This is a genomic window from Falsiruegeria litorea R37 (genome assembly GCF_900172225.1).
GTDB lineage: Bacteria > Pseudomonadota > Alphaproteobacteria > Rhodobacterales > Rhodobacteraceae > Falsiruegeria > Falsiruegeria litorea.
The window spans coordinates 1,652,706-1,672,464 of record NZ_FWFO01000001.1 but is presented as its reverse complement, the minus strand read 5'-3'; the positions used below and the strand labels follow the sequence as shown (position 1 = coordinate 1,672,464).

The following is a 19,759-nucleotide window of genomic DNA, read 5'->3' as shown; positions in this document are numbered from 1 at the left end:
CATGAACCTGACCCCAAGAGAAAAAGACAAGCTGCTGGTCGCCATGGCCGCCGAGGTCGCCCGCAAGCGGCTGGCCCGTGGCGTAAAGCTGAACCACCCCGAGGCCATCGCCCTGATCACCGACGCCGTTGTCGAAGGGGCCCGCGATGGGCGTTCAGTCGCTGACATGATGGAAGCAGGCGCGCAAATTATCCGCGTCGAGCAATGCATGCCCGGTGTGCCCGAAATGATCCACGAGGTGCAAGTCGAAGCCACTTTTCCCGATGGCACCAAACTGGTGACCGTCCACAACCCCATTCGCTAAAGGATATCCCGGATGAAACCCTCTCTCATTGCCCTAACCACCCTGGCCACCCTGGCCGCATCCGCTGCGCTGGCCCATGGCGGCGCCCATGTTCACCCACATGGGGCCGAGGCCTGGCTGGCCCTGGCCTTGCTCTCGGTCCCGGTTGCGGGCGCCTTGGCCTACCTGCGTCACCGGTCCCGCAAATGATCCCCGGCGAGGTTTTCCCAGCTGAGGGCGACCTGACCCTGAACCCGGATCAACCCGTCACCATCCTGATGGTCGCCAACACTGGCGACCGCCCCGTTCAGGTCGGCAGCCACTACCATTTTGCCGAAGCCAATCCGGCACTTGAATTTCACCGCGAGGCCGCGCGCGGCAAGCGCCTGGACATCGCGGCTGGCACCGCCGTGCGGTTCGAGCCCGGCCAGAAGCGCGAGGTGCAGCTGATCCCCATCGGTGGCGCCCGCCGCATCTTCGGTTTCAACCAACAGGTCATGGGAGATCTCTGATGCCCGCAACAATCGCCCGATCCGACTATGCCGCCATGTTCGGCCCCACCACCGGAGACCGTCTGCGGCTGGCGGACACCGATCTGATCATCGAGGTCGAACATGACCTCACCGCCTATGGCGAAGAGGTCAAGTTCGGCGGTGGCAAAGTCATCCGCGATGGTATGGGACAGGCCCAGACCACCCGTGCCCAAGGCGCGGTGGACACGGTCATCACCAATGCGCTGATCGTGGATCATACCGGTATCTACAAGGCTGATGTGGGTCTGAAAGACGGGCGGATCGCCAAGATCGGCAAGGCGGGCAACCCTGACACGCAACCCGGCGTCGACATCATCGTCGGTCCAGGCACCGAAGCCATCGCAGGCGAAGGGCGCATCCTGACCGCAGGCGGGTTTGACAGCCACATCCATTTCATCTGCCCGCAACAGATCGAGGACGCGCTGCATTCCGGCCTCACCACGATGCTGGGCGGTGGCACCGGGCCGGCGCATGGGACACTGGCCACCACCTGCACCCCCGGTGCCTGGCATCTGTCCCGCATGTTGCAGGCCGCCGATGCGTTCCCCATGAACCTAGCCTTTGCTGGCAAAGGCAACGCATCCCTCCCCGCCGCGCTCGAAGAGCAAGTGCTTGCCGGGGCCTGCGCGCTGAAACTGCACGAGGATTGGGGGACCACGCCTGCTGCCATCGACTGTTGCCTCTCTGTGGCCGACGATATGGACGTGCAGGTGATGATCCACACCGACACGTTGAACGAGTCCGGGTTCGTCGAAAACACCGTTGCCGCCATGAAGGGCCGCACCATCCACGCCTTTCACACCGAAGGCGCTGGCGGTGGTCATGCCCCGGACATCATCAAGATCTGTGGCGAAGAGCACGTGCTGCCGTCATCGACCAACCCCACCCGCCCCTTCACCGTGAACACGCTGGAAGAGCATCTGGACATGCTCATGGTCTGTCACCATCTGGACAAGTCGATCCCCGAAGACGTCGCCTTTGCCGAGAGCCGCATCCGCCGCGAGACCATCGCCGCCGAAGACATTCTGCACGACATGGGCGCCTTTTCGATCATAGCCTCGGACAGCCAGGCCATGGGCCGCGTGGGCGAGGTGCTGATCCGCACATGGCAGACCGCCGACAAGATGAAGAAACAGCGCGGCAGCCTTTCGGAAGAGACCGGCGACAACGACAACTTCCGCGTCCGCCGCTACATCGCAAAATACACCATCAACCCTGCCATCGCCCATGGGCTGAGCCACGAGATCGGCTCGATCGAGGAAGGCAAACGCGCCGATCTGGTGCTCTGGGACCCCGCGTTCTTTGGCGTGAAGCCTGAAATGGTTCTTTTGGGCGGGACCATCGCCATGGCGCAGATGGGCGATCCCAATGCCTCGATCCCGACGCCGCAGCCGGTCTATTCCCGGCCCATGTTCGGCGCCTATGGGCGGTCGGTGGAAAACTCTGCCGTGACCTTCGTCAGCGCGGCGGCACAGGACGCCGGGATCGGCCGCTCACTGGGCCTCGCCAAGCAGACACTGGCGGTTCAGAACACGCGCAACATCGGCAAGTCCCACCTTAAACTCAACACCGCCACGCCCGAAGTCGAGGTGAACCCCGAAACCTACGAAGTGCGCGCCGATGGTGAGCTTTTGACCTGCCAACCGGCCGAGGTTCTGCCCATGGCGCAACGCTATTTCCTGTTCTGAGGCAACGAAAATGACCCAAACCATCGCCCGCGCTTATCACGCCCATGCCCACAAAGACCTTACGGCCCAAGTGGCGCTGGACTACGAAGGCCGCTTCTTGCGCCGCAAGGTCCTGAAAACGGATGACGGACAGTCGGTGCTGGTCGACCTGCCCAAAACAACCTCGCTGGATCATGGCGGTGTGCTGGTGCTGGAAGATGGCCGCGAGGTCGGGATTGTTGCCGCGCCAGAGGACCTGTTGGAGGTCACCGGCCCAGATCTGCCCCGCCTTGCCTGGCACATCGGCAACCGCCACACCCCCTGCCAGATCGAAGAGGGTCGCCTGCTGATCCAGCGTGATCACGTGATCCGCGACATGCTGGGCAAAATCGGCGCCACGGTGCGCGAGGTGACCGAACCCTTCACCCCCGAAGGCGGAGCCTATGGACACGGACGCACCCATGGCCACAGCCACTGACATTCTGACCCTGACGCAATGGTTCTCTCCCGCCTACCCGGTGGGGGCCTTTGCCTATTCCCACGGGCTGGAATGGGCCATTGACGCCGGTGATGTTACAACCGCCGCGCAGACCAGCGCATGGATCAATGAGGCCCTGCACCACGGCGCCGGGTGGAATGACAGCCTGTTCATCGCAGCCGCCTATCACGCGGATGCAGAAGATCTGGACGAGATCGACGCAACCGCGCGTGCCTTTGCGTCCTCGTCCGAACGGCTGAAGGAAACCCGGCTACAGGGAGAGGCTTTTTGCGATGTCACGGCCAAGGTCTGGGCAACGGACATATCACGCCTGACCTACCCCGTCGCAGTGGGACGCGCGGCCCGGCTCGAAAGCCTGCCGCTGGATCTCACCATCCAATTCTACCTGATGGCCTTTGTCTCAAACCTCGCTGCGGTCGCCATGCGACTGGTGCCTTTGGGTCAAACCGAGGGCCAAAGACTGATCCGGGACCTCACCCCGCTCTGTACCCAGATCGCAGAAGAGGCCAGCAACGCCTCGCTCAACGACCTCACCAGCACCAGCTTCCTCGGCGATATCGCCGCAATGAAGCATGAAACCCAGTATTCAAGGATTTTCCGAACATGAGCACGATGAACGGCCCCCTGCGCGTGGGCATCGGCGGCCCGGTTGGCGCTGGCAAGACCACCCTCACCGCCGCGCTCAGCGAAGCCCTGCGCGAGACGCATTCGATTGGCGTCATCACCAATGACATCTACACGCAAGAAGACGCCGAGGCGCTGATGCGCATGCAGATCCTGCCGCAGGACCGTATCATTGGCGTTGAAACCGGCGGCTGCCCGCATACCGCGATCCGCGAGGACGCCTCGATCAACCTTGCGGCCCTGGCCGAAATGGTCGATCGCCACCCCGAGGTCGAGATCGTGCTGATCGAAAGCGGCGGCGATAACCTGTCGGCCACCTTCAGCCCCGAATTGGCGGACGTGACGCTCTACGTGATCGATGTTGCAGCAGGCGAGGAGATTCCCCGCAAGGGCGGGCCTGCGATTACCAAGTCCGACGTTCTCATCATCAACAAGACAGACCTCGCGCCGCATGTTGGCGCCTCATTAGAGGTCATGGATCGAGACGCCCGGCATATGCGCCAAGAGCGCCCTTACGTGTTTGCATCCCTGAAGCAGAGAAAGGGTGTTACCGAAATCGTGAGCCTTCTTTCGTCGATCGGAGGGTTGATGACGCAAAATTCAACGCAGCACATGTTCGGTAACGGGTGAAAGACCCACCAGGGTCAGGACCCAGAAGGGGTGCAAACCCACGCACCACCGCCTTGTTCTTGCAGGGAATGTCCGGATCTGGCGGACAGGCATTCCTTGGTGCGGCCTTCCCAAGGAGTCCGGCAAGTGCTCAAGCGTTCACCGGCAGTTTTGGTGCTGGGCTTTGGCTGGGTTATAGGGGGCATTGCGGACGCCTTGAACCAAAACGCTACGGTTCCACGCACCCTGCAAAGCCCGTCGTGGCACGACCCGCTACGACAAGGCCGCACAAAGGTTTCTGGGCTTCGTCGACATCAAATCGATCCGACCTGGCCCTGCATCTCGTGTGCCCAGGGTGGATCAGCTCCCTTTCGTGAGGCTGAAATGCTGGCCACCTTGGAAGCAAAAGCCAATGCTCTTTCAAGATGATCTTCATTCAGTTTCCTGAGAGAATGGATGCCCAGACATTCGAGCTCCATGAGCTTTCGCAACAGGCCGGCATTGAATGTATCGCCTGCGCCGACGGTGTCCACGACTTCAACATGTTGGGCTGCAACACTCACGGACGCGCCGTCACGCAAAAACCCCACCGCACCGGCGGATCCGCGAGTCACGATAATGACACTGGGTCCAAGTTTTTTGAGCAGGGCGACTTTTTGGGCCAATGGCAGAGATCGCGGGATCAACCAGTCCAGATCCTCGTCCGAGACCTTCAAGATATCGGTCTTGGCCATCATCCGCTCCAGCCGGGCGCGGTATCGTTCCTGGTCAGGAATGAAGTTTTCACGGATATTCGGGTCCAGCATCACCACACGGCCGGATTTCTCGCGTTCCAAAAACGTGGCGTATGTGTCGGCGGCAGGTTCCACCGCGAGGCTGATGCCTCCAAAAAACAGGGCAGACACCTCTTCAGTCAGGTTCGGCAAATCTGCTGCCGTCAACATGCGGCCCGCTGAATTTTCGTCCATGAACTCATAGCTGGTCTTGCCGTCCTCAAAATGCACAAACGCCAGCGTTGATGGGCGGTTCGACCATGAAACGAATGACAGATCGACATGTGACGCACGCAGGTGTTCCTCCAGCTGGCGGCCAAACAAGTCGTGGGACAGTCCGGTGAAAAGCCCGGTGGGCGCTCCTAGGCGGCTCAAGGCAACCGCCGTATTCATCACCGCGCCACCGCAGTGCGCAACAAACCCTACGCCGTCTTGGCGCGTGGGGTCCGGGATCATGTCGACAAGAGCCTCACCACAGCACAGGATCATCCCGCCGTTTCCTGTCCCTGGTGCTCAGGCGGCCCCAGATAGGCGCGAAGCGCAGCGGCGCTGCCTTGGGACCAAATGAGCTGCAGCCAATGACAAAACGCGGTCTTGAAAGCGCCATCATCAACAAGATTACCGTAGATCTGCCCTTGCTCAAGCCAGGCCTGTGGTCGATGGGCGCTGGTTCGGGCGACCTCTGACAAACGTCGCCAGTCAGGGTCGTTTTCCTCGATTGCGGTCCCGTCGTCTCTGATCCCGGCACACATTCGCGCCCATAGTGCCTCCACCAACGCCAGGCCCTGGATCGGACCACCACGGTTCAGAGCATCGCGAATGATAGGTAGAATGAATTCCGGATGACGTGACGAGCCATCGAAGGCCACCCGACGCGTCGTGTCCCTGATCTCTGGGTTTGAAAACCGTTGGGCAATCAGACCAACATATTGAGTGGGCGTCACGCCTGGAACAGGATCCACATGCGGCACGATTTCTTCATGTTCGATCTTGTTGAAAAACCGCGAAATCAGCGGGTGTGCCATACACTCGGCGATGGTGTGAACAGACATCAATTCGCCAACATTGGCCAAAACCTGATGGCCCGCGTTCAGAATACGGATTTTCATGGCCTCGTAGGCATGAACCTCGGATGTCAGGATCACCCCTACCTTCTCAAGGTCTGGCCGACCCGCACAGAAATCATCTTCGATCACCCATTTCCGATAGTTCTCATGGGTCACCGGGACCGGGTCTTCGATCCCAAAGCCCTGCGCCAATGCGATTTCATCTGGCCCGGTTGCGGGAACAATGCAGTCCACCATGGAATTCGGAAAGCTACAGTGTTCACCTATCCAATCTGCTAAATCGGGATCCTGCAGCTGAGCCAGCGAAAGAACCGCTTGTCGGGCAATCGCGCCATTGCCGCGAAGGTTGTCGCAACTCAGAACCGTAAGTGGACCCGCCCCGGATCTGCGACGAAGCGAAAGTGCGGCGACGATTGCGCCAAAGACCGTACGCGGAGCTCTGGCGTTTCGAATGTCGTGCTGCAGGTCAGGATGATCAACGTCCAGACCGCCATGAGCAGCAGACGCAAAATAGCCACCTTCGGTTATCGTCAAAGACACGATCCGGGTGGTGTCATTGGCAATCTGACGCACAAGTGCTGAATTTCCGGTTTCGATCGGTAGATAGTCGATCATCGAGCCGATGACCTCGGCAGATCTCTCTTGCGGGGACAATTCGACCAAAGTGGTTAAAAAATCCTGCGAAATCAAACTGTTGCGCATGATCTGATCTTGTTCGCGGACGCTTGCACCGATTATGGCCCAATCCAATGCGAGCCCCTGCTGCATCAACCTATGGATATACCAGGCCTGATGTGCGCGGTGGAAATTTCCAAGGCCGATATGCACGATACCGGGACGCAGCTTTGTCCGGTCATAGCTGGGCCGAGACACAATGGCGGGCAGACTTGGCAAATTCGCGTCCGAAAGCGCAAGGCCGTTGGATATAGGGACCGCAGGCGCCATTACTGTTTCAGGCCCTCGGCATCAAACTTGTGAATCTGATCACCTTGTGGCGTCAGGTAAATCGTGTCGCCATGTTTGACCGAAACATCGCCGATCACGCGCACTGTCAGCACATCGGCAAGGCCAGTGTCATGCACGTGAATGAAGGTATCCGAGCCAAGGTGTTCAGCCACCCCGACACGCCCCTTCCAGGCGCCTTGGGTCAAACTGACGTCGATATGTTCAGGGCGAATTCCGATGGTGCTCGCGCCATGTTTCGCCGCTTCGTCGCCCTTGAGGAAGTTCATCTTTGGAGAGCCGATGAAACCCGCCACGAATTCGTTTTGCGGTTTGTGATACAGCTCCAATGGGGAGCCGACTTGCTCAATCACACCCGCGCGCAAAACGATGATCTTGTTCGCCATCGTCATGGCTTCGACCTGATCATGAGTTACATAGATCATCGTGGTTTTCAGCCGCTCGTGCAGTTCGCCAATTTCCAGGCGCATACCGACACGAAGAGCAGCGTCCAGATTTGACAGGGGTTCGTCGAAAAGGAACGCAGATGGCTCGCGAACAATGGCGCGACCAATGGCGACACGCTGGCGCTGGCCACCTGAAAGATCGGCTGGCTTCCGGTCCAGGTAATCCATCAGGTTCAACGATTTGGCTGCCGTTTCAACCCTTTGATCTGTTTCAGCCTTCGACATTTTCGCCATACGCAATGGAAAGGCGATGTTCTTGCGCACGGTCATGTGCGGATAAAGCGCATAGGATTGAAACACCATCGCCAAACCACGTTGGGCAGGCGGCACATTCGTTGCGATTTTACCGTCGATTTCGATTTCGCCCGATGTCAGGTCCTCCAACCCTGCGATCATGCGCAGAAGCGTGGATTTACCGCATCCGGACGGGCCGACAAATACCGCGAACTCGCCATCCTCGATGGTCAGATCCAGCGGCGGGATGACCTGAACGTCACCAAAGCTCTTGGTCACGTTCCTAAGTTGAATACGTCCCATTGTCGCTCCTTATTTCACAGCGCCAAAGGTCAGACCTTGGACAAGTTGTTTCTGGCAGAACCATCCCAGGACGACGATTGGCCCAACGGCAGCCGCAGAGACGGCAGAGAGACGCCCGAAAAAGAGCCCCTCTGGCGCGCGGTTGCCTTCGATGAGTTTTGAAAGCGTCGCCGCATCGGTCGTGGTCAAACGCACGGTCCAATAGGCCTCGTTCCAGCAAAAGATGAAGCAGAGCAGAGCGGTAGAGGCGATGCCCCCCCAAGCCAGAGGCATGAGGATTTCCTTGATCTCTCCCACCGTGCTGACGCCATCCATTTGGCCGGCCTCAATGATGTCCTTCGGGATCTCTTTGAAGTAAGTGAAAAGCATCCAGATCACGATTGGCAGGTTGATCAGGCTCAGCACCAAGATAATCAGAAAGTGGGTGTCAAAGAGGCCCGCTGATTTGGTGATGAAGGTCATTGGATAAAGCACCGCCGCGGCTGGCAGCATCTTGGTCGACAACATCCACATCAACACGTCCTTGGTGGCCTTGCCTGGGTTGAACGCCATCGCATAGGCGCACGGTATCCCGACAAAGAGCGTGAATATTGTGGCGAAAACCGCCGTGATGACCGAATTCCTGGCAAAGCGCCAATAGTCGTAATTCTCGGTCATATTCAGGTAGTTCTCGAGCGTCGGGGTGAACCAGATCAGATGTTCGGGTTTCACCGCATCGGCGTCGGTCTTGAAGCTGGTCAACACCATCCAGAAGATTGGAAAGAAGAACAACAGCCCCACGCTCCAGGCCAATGCAGGACGGCCGTATCTGGCGAATTTCGAAGGTTTTGCAACAATTGCCATATGTCCGTTTCCTTATTCCATCAACGTCTTGCCAATCATGCGCAACAAGAAGAATGCGACGATGTTGGCCAGGATGACCGCAAAGATGCCAGCAGCGCTGGCGGCTCCGATGTTGTTGTTGGCGAACTCACCGATCAGATATGGAAGGTTCTTGTTGCCATTCCCCCGGCTTACGATCTCGATCTCTGCATAAAGCGACAGATGAAAGATCGCCTGGATCATCACAACTATCGCGATTGGCCGGGATAAATGCGGCAGGGTCAGAAAGCGGAACTGCGACCAGGCACTTGCACCATCCAGCACTGCGGCTTCTTTCTGCTGTTGGTCCTCGGACTGCAGCGATGTCATGAAGATCAACACCGCAAAGGGGGTCCATTGCCATGTCACCATGATGATGACCGCATAGGCCGAAGTCTGCGTTGCACGGAACGAGACCGGCTCGAGCTCGGGCCACAACGAAAAGAACCACCCCACTGCAGGCGCATTTCGGAGCGTATCGATCAGATCATTGAGACCACCTACAGCGATACCCTGAAGCCCAAGCACCGGATCCAGGATCATGTTAATCCACAAAACAGCGTTGACCGCCGGCATCACGAAGAACGGTGAAATCAACAGCACGCGGACAATGCCCTGCCCGGGAAATGTCTTGTTGATCAAAACAGCGATCAACACGCCCAGGATGACAGTCAGGATCAGGATGCTGCAGACGATAAACAGGCTGTTCTGGACGGCAAAAAGGAAGTCCTTGGATTTCAGAACGAACTCGTAATTGCCAAAGCCGCGCCAATTGCTGAGGCTTGGGCTCGTCCACTCGGGGCGGCGCAGGTTGTTCAACACATAGCGGATAAACGAAAAGTACAGGGTCATTCCAAGCGGAATAAGCATCCACACCAGAAGCAGCAGCACAGCAGGCGTTTGAAGAAGGCGCGGGAGCTTTCTGTCTGACATGGCCATATCCTTTCAGCAAAACGTTTTCTCGTTTCGCATCCGACATTTGAGTTGTGATTTCTTGAATGTTAGGCGGGACCAAAGCGTTCAAGCAAATGCTGCGGCGTATTTTGGGGCCCGACAGTGTCGGGCCCCATGATGGATCAGTCGTAGTATCCCGCTTCTTTCATGATCGAATCCGCGGCTTGCTGCGATGCAGCCAACGCCTCTTCAACAGATTTTGCACCAGAAAGGGCCGCCGCCATTTCCTGTGCAACCGCCGAGCCAACCTCAGGGAATTCTGGGATCGCTGCGAACTGAACCCCGACGTAAGGTTTCAGATCTGTCGCTTCGGGTGCAGCACTGTCAATGGCGGCAAGTTCCGCGGCCGCAAAACCTGCAGCTTCTTGGAATTCCGGGATTGCATAGGTGGATGCGCGTTGACCGGTCGGCACCGCCCCCCAACCAAAGTCCGGGTGGTTGCCCACGGCCTGCACATATTCTTTGGAAGTCGCCCACTCGATAAAGTCAGCCGCGGCTTCCGCGTTTGGAGATCCGGCCGGAATCGCCATCGCCCACGCCCAAAGCCAGTTTGCGCCCACAGGGTTGCCGGCGTTCGGAGACTGCGCATAGGCCACGCCGTCTACTTCCAGAAAGGACGCCGCAATGGTCGCGTCGATCCACATGCCGCACTTGCCTTCGTTGTAAAGCGCGAGGATTTCGTTGAATGAATTCCCTTCAGAGCCAGGAGGCCCGTAGGTGCCCAGAAGGTCCACGTAAAAGTTGATAGCCGCGTTCCATTCCGCACTGTCCAACTGTGGCCGCCCCTCGGCATCGAACCACGCGCCCCCGAAAGAGTTCACCACTGTCGTTATGAATGCCATGTTGTCGCCCCAGCCCGGCTTACCGCGAAGACAGGCTCCATAGACGCCGTTGTCTGGATCATGAATTGCCGCAGCCGCGGCTTTTACATTGTCCCAGCTGTCATTGTCAGCAATGGAAACCCCCGCAGCATCGGTCAGATCCTTGCGGTACATGACCATCGAGGATTCACCATAAAATGGCGCAGCATAAAGCTGCCCTTCATGAGAGAGCCCATTGCGCATTGCCGGCAGGATGTCGTCCATGTCGTAGCTTGCTGAAAAGTTGAGCGGTTCAATCCAGCCAGCGGCCCCCCAGATCGGCGCTTCCTGCATGCCGATATTGATGATGTCATATTGTCCACCGCCGGTCGCAGTGTCGGAAGTGACCTGTTCACGCAGAACGCCCTCTTCCAACGAGACCCAGTTCAGATCAACGCCTGTCTCGGCGGTATATGCTTCCGCCACTTTCTGCATGTTGATCATGTGACCGTTGTTCACGATCGCGATCGTTAGGGTTTCGGCAGATACACCACTTGCTGCTAAGAGCGAAATGGCACTAGCTGCGCAAAGCGCGCCTTTCTTAAACATCTTGATCCTCCCAAAAATTTGATGCTTGCCTCTAGGCTAAAGCCACGAAGTGACTTGCGTCAATTTTTTTCTTTACGCGCGTAAATTTTAAGCTCTACGCCCTCCATAGGGCATCAGGCTGATGATCTCATGATCAACCGCCCGTCAAACAAGGTTTCGCGCGGCGAATCGGCGCCCCCTTCGCCCTCAATCCGCGCCAACAAGATCGAGGCGCTTTTCTTGGCGATTGCCTCATAATCTTGCGACGCCGTTGTCAGGGTCGGACTGGTGTATTTTGAAAACGGGTGATCGTCGTGTCCTGCGATCCGCAAATCACACTCTTCGCCGATCCCAACCCTCAGCCCGGCTTCGAAAGCGGCGGAAAGCAAACCGATTGCCAGACGGTCGTTGCTGCACAGAATGGTGTTTGTGGGAAGGTTTCTGTCCCGCACAACGCGCGTGCCCTCACGAAACCCGATCTCTTCGAATTCCCAGCCCTCACCGTCAGCCTGGATCAGATCCGGGTTGTGCCCCAGCCGATCCATGGCGGCCAGATAAGCATTGCGACGCTTGAAGGCATTCGGATTGGTCGGTGATTTCATTTCAAAAAAGCTGGGCGGCTCACCCGTCCGGCAAAGGTAATCAACAATCAGATCAATACTCTGGTCGTTGTTGGACCCCACAAATGCCTCGTCTATCGTATCAATGTTCGCATCAAACAGCACCGTTGGGACGTCTTGGCAAAAGGCCTTGATTTTCTTGTGATCAGACGCCCGTCCCAAAGGTGCAAGAAGAACCCCGGCCGGTTTGAGACTGCGGAGGTTATCGAGGTTGGCTATCTCCATCACCGGGCTGCCATGAGAGCCAAGCAGAACCGGCCTGAACCCGGTCTCTATTATGTGCTCTTCAATTGTCCGCGCGATTTTTGCAAAGAACGGGTCCGCCAGGTTGGGCACGACAATGCCGATGTTCTTGGTCAATCGGCGGTTTTGGTTCACCGCATAGGGATTAGGTTGGTAGTCATACGTCTCCAACGCCTGCTCAATGCGCTTTCGCGTGGATGCCCTCACACTGCTGGGATCGTTAAAAAACTTGGACAGGGTTGGTCGCGAGATGCCACTGACGGAAGCAAACTCTTCCATGTTCTTGATTTTGGTTCCAGTCATATGAAGCCCACTGCAAAGTGTCAGGACCCCGCTGCGTTTCGGTCAGCGATATCATCACCATAAATACTTTACGCGCGGAAACAAAGCCCGGAGGCCGCAGAGCTTTTGCGTTTCTGAGGTGTCCACTCTCGAGAACAAATTTCACGGAAAATAGCCTGACACGACACCAGTCCACCACAGGATCCGGTCGCTGTTTTCCCCAGGCGGCAACGTCCGCATCGGATGCTATCACCCGACGCATATGCGAGCCTTTCACCTGACGTCTTGAGGAAATGTGGTCGACGTCACCCGAACCAGTAGAGCCGCTTGAGTTCACGGAACTCAGGACCACGTCGAAACGGGCAAAATCACCGAAAAACGAAATAAGTCACGTGGTTGGATGGTGGGTGATAAGAGATTTGAACTCCTGACATCTTCGATGTGAACGAAGCGCTCTACCACTGAGCTAATCACCCATTGGGCGGGGGTTTACCTTTACTCCGCCGCCTCTGCAAGGGGTTCTTTTTCGTCCGGACCGGTCGAATTGCTCTGGCGCAATTTGCACACGATCACGCGGCCGTTGTCCTTTTCCTCGACCCGATTGATGCGGAGTTTGCCAAGCGGTTGCAGGTTCAATTCCCGCCCCGACGCAATCGCCTCGCCCAGGATAGCCAACGCAGCCTCGATCGAGGGTTTTGCGTCCTTTTTCTTGACGCCGGCGCGATCCACAACCAGATCGATCAGCTCGCGCTTTTTCATCTCGGGTCCGTCATTCGACGGAACCACCACATCAGCCGCGGCCGGTTTAACCACCTTGGGCAGTTCGGATTTCGTGGCCGCAACGGGGGCCGTCTTGGCCTCAGGCGCTTTGGGCGCCGCGGATGTTTCGGGTGTTGCGGTTTTTGTTGTCGGAGCCTTGCTCGGGGTACGGCGCGCGGGGGTCTTGCGAGTCGTCCGCGACGCGGTTGTCGTGCTCTTAGCCATGGGGTGCCTCATACCTGCGTTTATTCTTGTCTGTTGCCAGCATAGAGACAAAAACCCTTAAAAACCAGAAAACTCGACCAAAAGTTTCCGATCCGTCACATATCCGCCCCAAATTGCCGCGCAACGTGGCAACAACAAAAAAAGGGCGGAACCTGCTGGCCCGCCCCTTTGTTCAGGTTCTCGCCTGATCAGTGTGCCGTAGCCGAAGCCCCGTCCCCACCGATGATCGACGCCTTTGCCGCAGCGGCCTCTTCGGCGGCCTCGTCCCATTCAATGGGCTCGGGCTCGGCCGTTAGCGCGTGTTTCAGCACCTCGGAGACATGGCTGACGGGGATGATCTCCAGCCCCTCTTTCACGTTGTCCGGGATCTCGGGCAGATCCTTTTCGTTCTCTTGCGGGATCAGCACCGTCTTAACGCCGCCCCGCAGGGCCGCCAGCAGCTTTTCTTTCAACCCACCGATGGCGCTTGCATTGCCGCGCAGCGTGACCTCACCCGTCATGGCAATGTCCTTGCGCACCGGAATACCGGTCAGCACCGACACGATGGCCGTGACCATGGCCAGACCCGCGCTTGGCCCGTCTTTGGGCGTGGCGCCATCAGGCACGTGGACGTGGATGTCCAGCTTGTCGAACTGCGGTGGCTTAACCCCGATCTGAGGGCTGATCGAGCGCACATAGGATGACGCCGCCTCAATCGACTCTTTCATCACGTCGCCCAGCTTGCCGGTGGTCTTCATCCGCCCTTTGCCCGGCAGGCGCAGCGCCTCGATGCTCAAAAGCTCGCCACCAACGCTGGTATAGGCCAGACCGGTGACAACACCCACCTGATCCTCTTTCTCGGCCAGACCATAGCGGAACTTCTTCACCCCCAGGAAATCGTCGAGATTATCGGCAGTTACGGTGACGTCTTCAGCCTCTTTCTTGACAATCTTGGTCAGCGATTTCCGCGCCACCTTGGCGATCTCACGCTCCAGGTTCCGCACGCCCGCCTCGCGGGTATAGGTGCGGATGATCTCGGTCAGCGCCTCGTCGGTCAGTTCAAACTCCTTGGCCTTCAGGCCATGGTTCTTGACCTGCTTGCCGATCAGATGCTGCTTGGCGATCTCGCGCTTTTCATCCTCGGTATAACCCGACAGCGGAATGATCTCCATCCGGTCGAGCAGCGGCCCGGGCATGTTGTAGCTGTTCGATGTGGTCAGGAACATCACGTTCGACAGGTCATATTCCACCTCAAGATAGTGATCCATGAAGGTGTTGTTCTGCTCCGGATCCAGCACCTCAAGCATCGCCGACGCCGGGTCGCCCCGGAAATCCTGCCCCATCTTGTCGATCTCATCGAGCAGGATCAGCGGGTTCGTCGTTTTGGCTTTTTTCAACGCCTGGATGATCTTGCCCGGCATCGAGCCGATGTATGTCCGGCGGTGACCGCGAATCTCGCTTTCGTCGCGCACACCACCCAAGCTGATGCGGATGAACTCACGGCCGGTCGCCTTGGCAACCGATTTACCAAGCGAGGTTTTACCAACACCCGGAGGTCCAACAAGGCACAGGATCGGCCCCTTGAGCTTCTTCGAGCGCTGCTGCACGGCCAGATACTCGACAATGCGTTCTTTGACCTTCTCAAGACCATAGTGATCCGCATCCAGGATCTCTTGAGCGCGGCCCAGGTCTTTCTTGACGCGGGATTTGGTGCCCCACGGGATCGACAGCATCCAGTCCAGATAGTTGCGCACCACGGTGGCCTCGGCCGACATGGGCGACATGTTCTTGAGCTTTTTCAGCTCGGCATCGGCCTTTTCACGGGCCTCTTTGCTCAGCTTGGTCTCGGCGATCTTGGCTTCCAGCTCGGCAACCTCGTTGCCGCCGTCCTCGCCATCACCCAGCTCCTTCTGAATGGCCTTCATCTGCTCATTCAGGTAATATTCACGCTGCGTCTTCTCCATCTGGGATTTGACGCGGGTTTTGATCTTTTTCTCGACCTGCAGAACGCTCATCTCGCCCTGCATCAGACCATAGACCTTCTCCAGCCGCTCGCTGACGGACAGTGTCTCCAGCAACTCCTGCTTCTGCTCGACCTCCAGACCCAGGTGACCCGACACCAGATCAGCCAGCTTTGCCGGTTCCGTGGCCTCGCCAACGGCGGCAAGGGCTTCCTCGGGGATGTTCTTGCGCACCTTGGCATAGCGCTCGAACTCATCGCCCACGGAACGCAACAGAGCCTCGGTGGTGGTCACGTCACCCGGCATCTCGGTCAGATACTCGGCGCGCGCCTCAAAGAAGGCGTCGTTTTCCAGAAAATCGGTGATCCGCACCCGCGCTTGGCCCTCGACCAACACCTTGACGGTGCCATCGGGCAACTTCAGCAGTTGCAGAACATTGGCCAGGACACCGGCCTTGAAAATACCATCCTGTTCAGGGTCGTCGACCGAGGGGTCGATCTGGCTCGACAGCAGGATCTGCTTGTCATCCTGCATCACCTCTTCCAGCGCGCGCACCGATTTTTCGCGGCCCACAAACAGGGGCACGATCATATGCGGAAACACGACAATGTCGCGCAGCGGCAGTACGGGGTAAGAGGAGTTGAGAGGCTCTTGCATGCTCTTTCCTTATCGTTGGCAAGACGGCACCGGTCCCTGTTGCAGGCAACGCTTGGCCATCTCCGGTCATGGATTGAATAGGTGGGGCAACCTGCCCCCCATTTCAACCTCACGGCTCAATTCGTGACCAAGACAATGACCCGCCACGAAACGGGCTGCAAGGCGCGAATGACGTATAGGTGAATTTTCAATGACTGCGCAGACCACGGGACGGCGGGCGGGGCGACGTGCACAGCACAAGCGGCACCCCGTCGTCCACAAGTCACAAAGGCTCGATATCCCCCTGCGCCCGCTGCGCATGGAATTCCGCCTGCCAGGCCTCAAACGTTCCAGCCGCAATCGCATCGCGCATGCCCGCCATGATCTCCTGAAAATAATGCAGGTTGTGCCAGGTCAACAGCATCCCCGAGATCATCTCGTTCGACCGATACACATGATGCAGATAGGCGCGCGAGTAGTTCGCACAGGCCGGGCATGTGCACTGCTCATCCAAAGGACGCGGGTCATCCGCATGGCGCGCGTTCTTGATGTTGACCACGCCGTGCCGTGTAAACACCTGCCCCGTCCGCCCCGAGCGGGACGGTAACACACAGTCCATCATGTCGATGCCCCGCGCCACCGCGCCGACGATGTCATCGGGCTTGCCCACCCCCATCAGATAGCGTGGCTTGTCCTGGGGCAGATGGTCCGGGGCATGGTCCAGACACCCAAACATGGCCTCCTGCCCCTCGCCAACAGCTAGCCCACCGACCGCATAGCCATCAAACCCAATCTCTTTCAGAGCCTCAGAGCTTTCTTCGCGGAAATCCGTCTCCAACCCACCCTGCTGGATACCAAACAGAGCATACCCCGGCCGGTCACCAAAGGCCTCTTTCGACCGCGCCGCCCAGCGCATCGACAGCCGCATGCTCTCGGCGATCCGGTCCCGGTCCGCAGGCAGTGCGGGGCATTCGTCAAAACACATCACGATGTCACTGCCCAACAGCCGCTGTATCTCCATCGAGCGTTCCGGCGTCAGCTCATGCTTGGATCCGTCTACATGGCTCTTGAAGGTCACACCCTTTTCCGTAAGCTTGCGCAGCCCCGCCAGCGACATCACCTGAAACCCGCCACTGTCCGTCAGAATGGGCCGGTCCCAATTCATGAACTTGTGCAAACCTCCCAGGCGGTCGATGCGCTCGGCCGTGGGCCGCAGCATCAAGTGATAGGTATTGCCCAGCAGAATGTCCGCCCCCGTGGCGCGCACGCTTTCCGGCATCATCGCCTTGACCGTCGCCGCCGTCCCCACGGGCATGAAAGCAGGCGTGCGTATCTCTCCACGCGGCGTGTTGATCACACCGGTGCGGGCCTTGCCGTCAGTGGCTTTCAAATCGAATGAGAAACGCTCGGTCATCATATGTCCTTGGAGTTTTCAGGGCTGCGCAAAGCCCGCAGGGTTTGCCCCATAGCCTCAGCCAATGCAAGCTGTCAGCACAGACATTCACGGCAGGCTGGCCACCTGCCGCGTAAACAGATCGACCACAGCATCCCCGTCAATGTCGCGGCAAACGCGGATCTTGGGGCCGCTCTCTACCGCCCGCGTCGCCCCCACGGCCTCACCCGCTACATCAACCTGCACGCCCGTCTCGACCATCTCGAACAGATGCGGATGGGTGCAGGCGATCACGGCTGTGGAATCGTGCAATCCACAGCCATCCTCACCCGCAACGCTCTGGTAGAACTCCAGATAGAAGCGCGAGATTTCCTGCAAGAACCCGCCAGTGGTCTTGGACGCCCGCGCCAACTCTTCAAAGTCCTGCGCGCGGTAGAGCGTCTGCAGGGTCACGTCGAGCCCCACCAGAACCACGTTCCCCTCTGCCCCCAGCACCTCAGCCGCCGCTTGTGCGTCATGATAGATATTCGCCTCGGCATGGGCAGTGATGTTACCCGGACAGAACACTGCCCCGCCCATGATCACCAACTGCGCCAGATTGCCCAGAAATGCAGGATCCAACCGGATCGCATCCGCGATGTTCGTCAGCGGTCCGATGGCACAGACCGATAGCGCCCCGCGATGGGCCCGCGCCATCTCGACCAGATATTCGGCCGCGGACAAGTGATGATCCACACCGATCTGCGGCACATCCGTGAAATGCCCGAACCCCTCATCCCCATGCACATAAGCCGATGGTTGATAAGTCCCGGCCCCATACGGCAAAGCCGCCCCTGTCGCCACGGGCAGTTCAGCCCACAACAGGTTCAGCAGATAGCGGGCATTGCGACTTGATTGCGCCACATGGGTGTTGCCGAACACAGTGGTCAGCCCCAACAGGTCAATGTCCGGAGCAGCATGGGCATAAGCAATCGCCATGGCATCGTCGATGCCCGGATCGGTGTCGATGATCAGTTTCATACCGCGCCTTTACGCCGTTTCAGGGGCTAAGACCACAGACCAATTCCCCTTGCCATATGGGCCACTCACCCCCTAGCTGTCTTGAAAATGGGCGACTCAATCCCCAAATGTATACCATTGCACACAAAACAATAGGGAGCAGCATATGACCGAAGACCAAATCCTTGGCCTGATCACCCAGAACATCGTTCTGGTGCTGGGCGCCATCTTTATCGTGGTCATCATCCTCAAAGGCATCAAGATCGTGCCCCAGTCCGAGAAATACGTGGTTGAACGCTTTGGCCGCCTGCACTCGGTGCTTGGCCCCGGCATCAACTTCATCGTCCCGTTTCTGGACGTGGCCCGCCACAAGATCTCGATCCTAGAACGCCAGCTGCCCAACGCCACCCAGGACGCCATCACCAAGGACAACGTCCTGGTGCAGATCGACACTTCGGTGTTCTACCGCATCCTTGAGCCGGAAAAGACCGTCTACCGCATCCGCGACGTCGATGGTGCCATCGCCACCACTGTGGCGGGCATCGTGCGCGCCGAGATCGGCAAGATGGATCTGGATGAGGTGCAATCCAACCGCGCCCAGCTGATCGGGCAGATCCAGCACTCGGTCGAAACCGCTGTTGATGATTGGGGCATCGAAGTCACCCGCGCCGAGATCCTGGACGTGAACCTGGATCAGGCCACCCGCGACGCCATGCTACAACAGCTTAACGCCGAACGCGCCCGTCGTGCCCAGGTGACCGAGGCCGAAGGCCAGAAACGCTCGGTCGAGCTGCAGGCCGACGCCGAGCTGTACGCCGCCGAACAAACCGCCAAGGCTCGCCGCATCCAGGCCGAGGCCGAAGCCTATGCCACCGAGGTCGTGGCCAAGGCCATCGCCGAAAACGGCATCGAAGCGGCGCAGTATCAGGTCGCCCTGAAACAGGTGGAATCGCTCAACGCGCTTGGCAATGGCTCCGGCAAGCAAACCATCGTCCTGCCCGCCAACGCGATCGAGGCATTTGGCGACGCCTTCAAGATGCTGAAAGGGGGCAAATGATGGCTGACCTCTGGTCCGTCTGGTGGGTCTGGCTGGCCGCCGCGCTGGCGCTGGCGATCATCGAAGTTCTGGCCCCCGGCTTCATCTTCCTGGGCTTCGCCATTGGTGCAGCGCTCACCGGCCTGCTGCTTCTGATCCTGCCCGGCATCGGCTGGACCATCCCTATGCTGGCCCTGATCTTCGCCGCGCTGTCGCTGGCCGCCTGGCTCATCCTGCGCCGCTCTTTTGCGCTGCGCACCGGTCAGGTGAAACACTTCGAGGATGACATCAACAGCTGACACTTTTGACAAGCTGGCACGCGGGCCGTCCATTTGGGCGGCCCCATTGCTTTGCCCCTTCCCCGTCCAATCAATTCCGGAGGGTCTCCCCCGCCCGCTCCTGCCGCTCACCCATGCCGAAAC

General features: G+C 58.6%; 21 protein-coding genes and 1 tRNA gene. 10 read left to right on the top strand and 12 right to left on the bottom strand.

Going from position 1 to position 19,759, the window contains the following annotated elements; genetic code table 11:
* Window position 1: 1 nt before the first annotated feature.
* Genes TRL7639_RS08270 through TRL7639_RS08240 form a run of 8 tightly spaced genes read left to right on the top strand, consistent with a single transcriptional unit; the run spans window position 2 to window position 4,414 of the window.
* A complete protein-coding gene (locus tag TRL7639_RS08270; RefSeq protein WP_085795243.1) occupies window positions 2-304 on the top strand; it encodes an urease subunit gamma in 303 nt (100 codons plus the stop codon).
* 12 nt (window positions 305-316) lie between these two features.
* Window positions 317-493, top strand: a complete 177-nt coding sequence (locus TRL7639_RS23070) for a hypothetical protein (protein ID WP_165759780.1) — start codon at window positions 317-319, stop codon at window positions 491-493.
* Entirely contained in the window at window positions 490-795 is a 306-nt protein-coding gene (locus TRL7639_RS08265) for an urease subunit beta (RefSeq protein WP_085795242.1), read from the top strand. The genes TRL7639_RS23070 and TRL7639_RS08265 overlap by 4 nt, the downstream gene beginning before the upstream one ends.
* Window positions 795-2,504 (top strand): urease subunit alpha, encoded by a 1,710-nt coding sequence (ureC, locus tag TRL7639_RS08260; RefSeq protein ID WP_085795241.1) that lies wholly within the window; start codon window positions 795-797, stop codon window positions 2,502-2,504. Before TRL7639_RS08265 ends, ureC begins: the two co-directional genes overlap by 1 nt.
* A gap of 10 nt (window positions 2,505-2,514) precedes the next feature.
* Window positions 2,515-2,961: an urease accessory protein UreE gene (gene ureE / locus TRL7639_RS08255; protein ID WP_085795240.1), complete on the top strand. Its 447-nt coding sequence runs from the start codon at window positions 2,515-2,517 to the stop codon at window positions 2,959-2,961.
* On the top strand, window positions 2,945-3,589 hold the full coding sequence (locus TRL7639_RS08250; protein ID WP_085795239.1) for an urease accessory protein UreF: 645 nt from the start codon (window positions 2,945-2,947) through the stop codon (window positions 3,587-3,589). The genes ureE and TRL7639_RS08250 overlap by 17 nt, the downstream gene beginning before the upstream one ends.
* A complete protein-coding gene (gene ureG, locus TRL7639_RS08245; protein WP_085795238.1) occupies window positions 3,586-4,236 on the top strand; it encodes an urease accessory protein UreG in 651 nt (216 codons plus the stop codon). Before TRL7639_RS08250 ends, ureG begins: the two co-directional genes overlap by 4 nt.
* Entirely contained in the window at window positions 4,205-4,414 is a 210-nt protein-coding gene (locus tag TRL7639_RS08240; protein ID WP_085796319.1) for a transposase, read from the top strand. The genes ureG and TRL7639_RS08240 overlap by 32 nt, the downstream gene beginning before the upstream one ends.
* A gap of 115 nt (window positions 4,415-4,529) precedes the next feature.
* Here the strand turns inward: TRL7639_RS08240 and TRL7639_RS08235 are convergent, their stop codons facing one another.
* The 12 genes from TRL7639_RS08235 to TRL7639_RS08180 form a co-directional block, all read right to left on the bottom strand.
* On the bottom strand, window positions 4,530-5,477 hold the full coding sequence (locus TRL7639_RS08235; RefSeq protein ID WP_085795237.1) for a carbohydrate kinase family protein: 948 nt from the start codon (window positions 5,475-5,477) through the stop codon (window positions 4,530-4,532).
* Entirely contained in the window at window positions 5,474-7,000 is a 1,527-nt protein-coding gene (locus TRL7639_RS08230) for a mannitol dehydrogenase family protein (RefSeq protein ID WP_085795236.1), read from the bottom strand. The genes TRL7639_RS08235 and TRL7639_RS08230 overlap by 4 nt, the downstream gene beginning before the upstream one ends.
* Window positions 7,000-8,001, bottom strand: a complete 1,002-nt coding sequence (locus tag TRL7639_RS08225) for an ABC transporter ATP-binding protein (RefSeq protein ID WP_085795235.1) — start codon at window positions 7,999-8,001, stop codon at window positions 7,000-7,002. The genes TRL7639_RS08230 and TRL7639_RS08225 overlap by 1 nt, the downstream gene beginning before the upstream one ends.
* Before the next feature lie 9 nt (window positions 8,002-8,010).
* Window positions 8,011-8,844: a carbohydrate ABC transporter permease gene (locus TRL7639_RS08220; protein ID WP_085795234.1), complete on the bottom strand. Its 834-nt coding sequence runs from the start codon at window positions 8,842-8,844 to the stop codon at window positions 8,011-8,013.
* Window positions 8,845-8,856: 12 nt separating this feature from the next.
* Entirely contained in the window at window positions 8,857-9,795 is a 939-nt protein-coding gene (locus tag TRL7639_RS08215; protein ID WP_085796318.1) for a carbohydrate ABC transporter permease, read from the bottom strand.
* Window positions 9,796-9,938: 143 nt separating this feature from the next.
* Window positions 9,939-11,225, bottom strand: coding sequence for an ABC transporter substrate-binding protein (locus TRL7639_RS08210; RefSeq protein WP_085795233.1), 1,287 nt, complete (start codon window positions 11,223-11,225; stop codon window positions 9,939-9,941).
* Between the two features lie 113 nt (window positions 11,226-11,338).
* Entirely contained in the window at window positions 11,339-12,370 is a 1,032-nt protein-coding gene (locus tag TRL7639_RS08205; protein ID WP_085795232.1) for a LacI family DNA-binding transcriptional regulator, read from the bottom strand.
* A gap of 380 nt (window positions 12,371-12,750) precedes the next feature.
* A tRNA-Val gene (locus tag TRL7639_RS08200) sits at window positions 12,751-12,825 on the bottom strand.
* Window positions 12,826-12,844: 19 nt separating this feature from the next.
* A complete protein-coding gene (locus TRL7639_RS23310) occupies window positions 12,845-13,333 on the bottom strand; it encodes an HU family DNA-binding protein (RefSeq protein ID WP_235820289.1) in 489 nt (162 codons plus the stop codon).
* A gap of 188 nt (window positions 13,334-13,521) precedes the next feature.
* The gene (lon, locus tag TRL7639_RS08190; protein WP_085795231.1) at window positions 13,522-15,930 is read right to left on the bottom strand and encodes an endopeptidase La; all 2,409 of its coding nucleotides are present in this window, start codon (window positions 15,928-15,930) and stop codon (window positions 13,522-13,524) included.
* 262 nt (window positions 15,931-16,192) lie between these two features.
* Entirely contained in the window at window positions 16,193-17,323 is a 1,131-nt protein-coding gene (gene tgt / locus TRL7639_RS08185; protein WP_085796316.1) for a tRNA guanosine(34) transglycosylase Tgt, read from the bottom strand.
* 87 nt (window positions 17,324-17,410) lie between these two features.
* Window positions 17,411-18,322: a nucleoside hydrolase gene (locus TRL7639_RS08180; RefSeq protein ID WP_085795230.1), complete on the bottom strand. Its 912-nt coding sequence runs from the start codon at window positions 18,320-18,322 to the stop codon at window positions 17,411-17,413.
* A gap of 145 nt (window positions 18,323-18,467) precedes the next feature.
* Between TRL7639_RS08180 and TRL7639_RS08175 the strand changes: the two genes are divergently transcribed.
* On the top strand, window positions 18,468-19,358 hold the full coding sequence (locus TRL7639_RS08175; RefSeq protein WP_085795229.1) for an SPFH domain-containing protein: 891 nt from the start codon (window positions 18,468-18,470) through the stop codon (window positions 19,356-19,358).
* Complete coding sequence (locus tag TRL7639_RS08170; RefSeq protein ID WP_085796315.1) at window positions 19,358-19,636, top strand: hypothetical protein; 279 nt, start codon at window positions 19,358-19,360, stop codon at window positions 19,634-19,636. Before TRL7639_RS08175 ends, TRL7639_RS08170 begins: the two co-directional genes overlap by 1 nt.
* Window positions 19,637-19,759 lie beyond the last annotated feature (123 nt).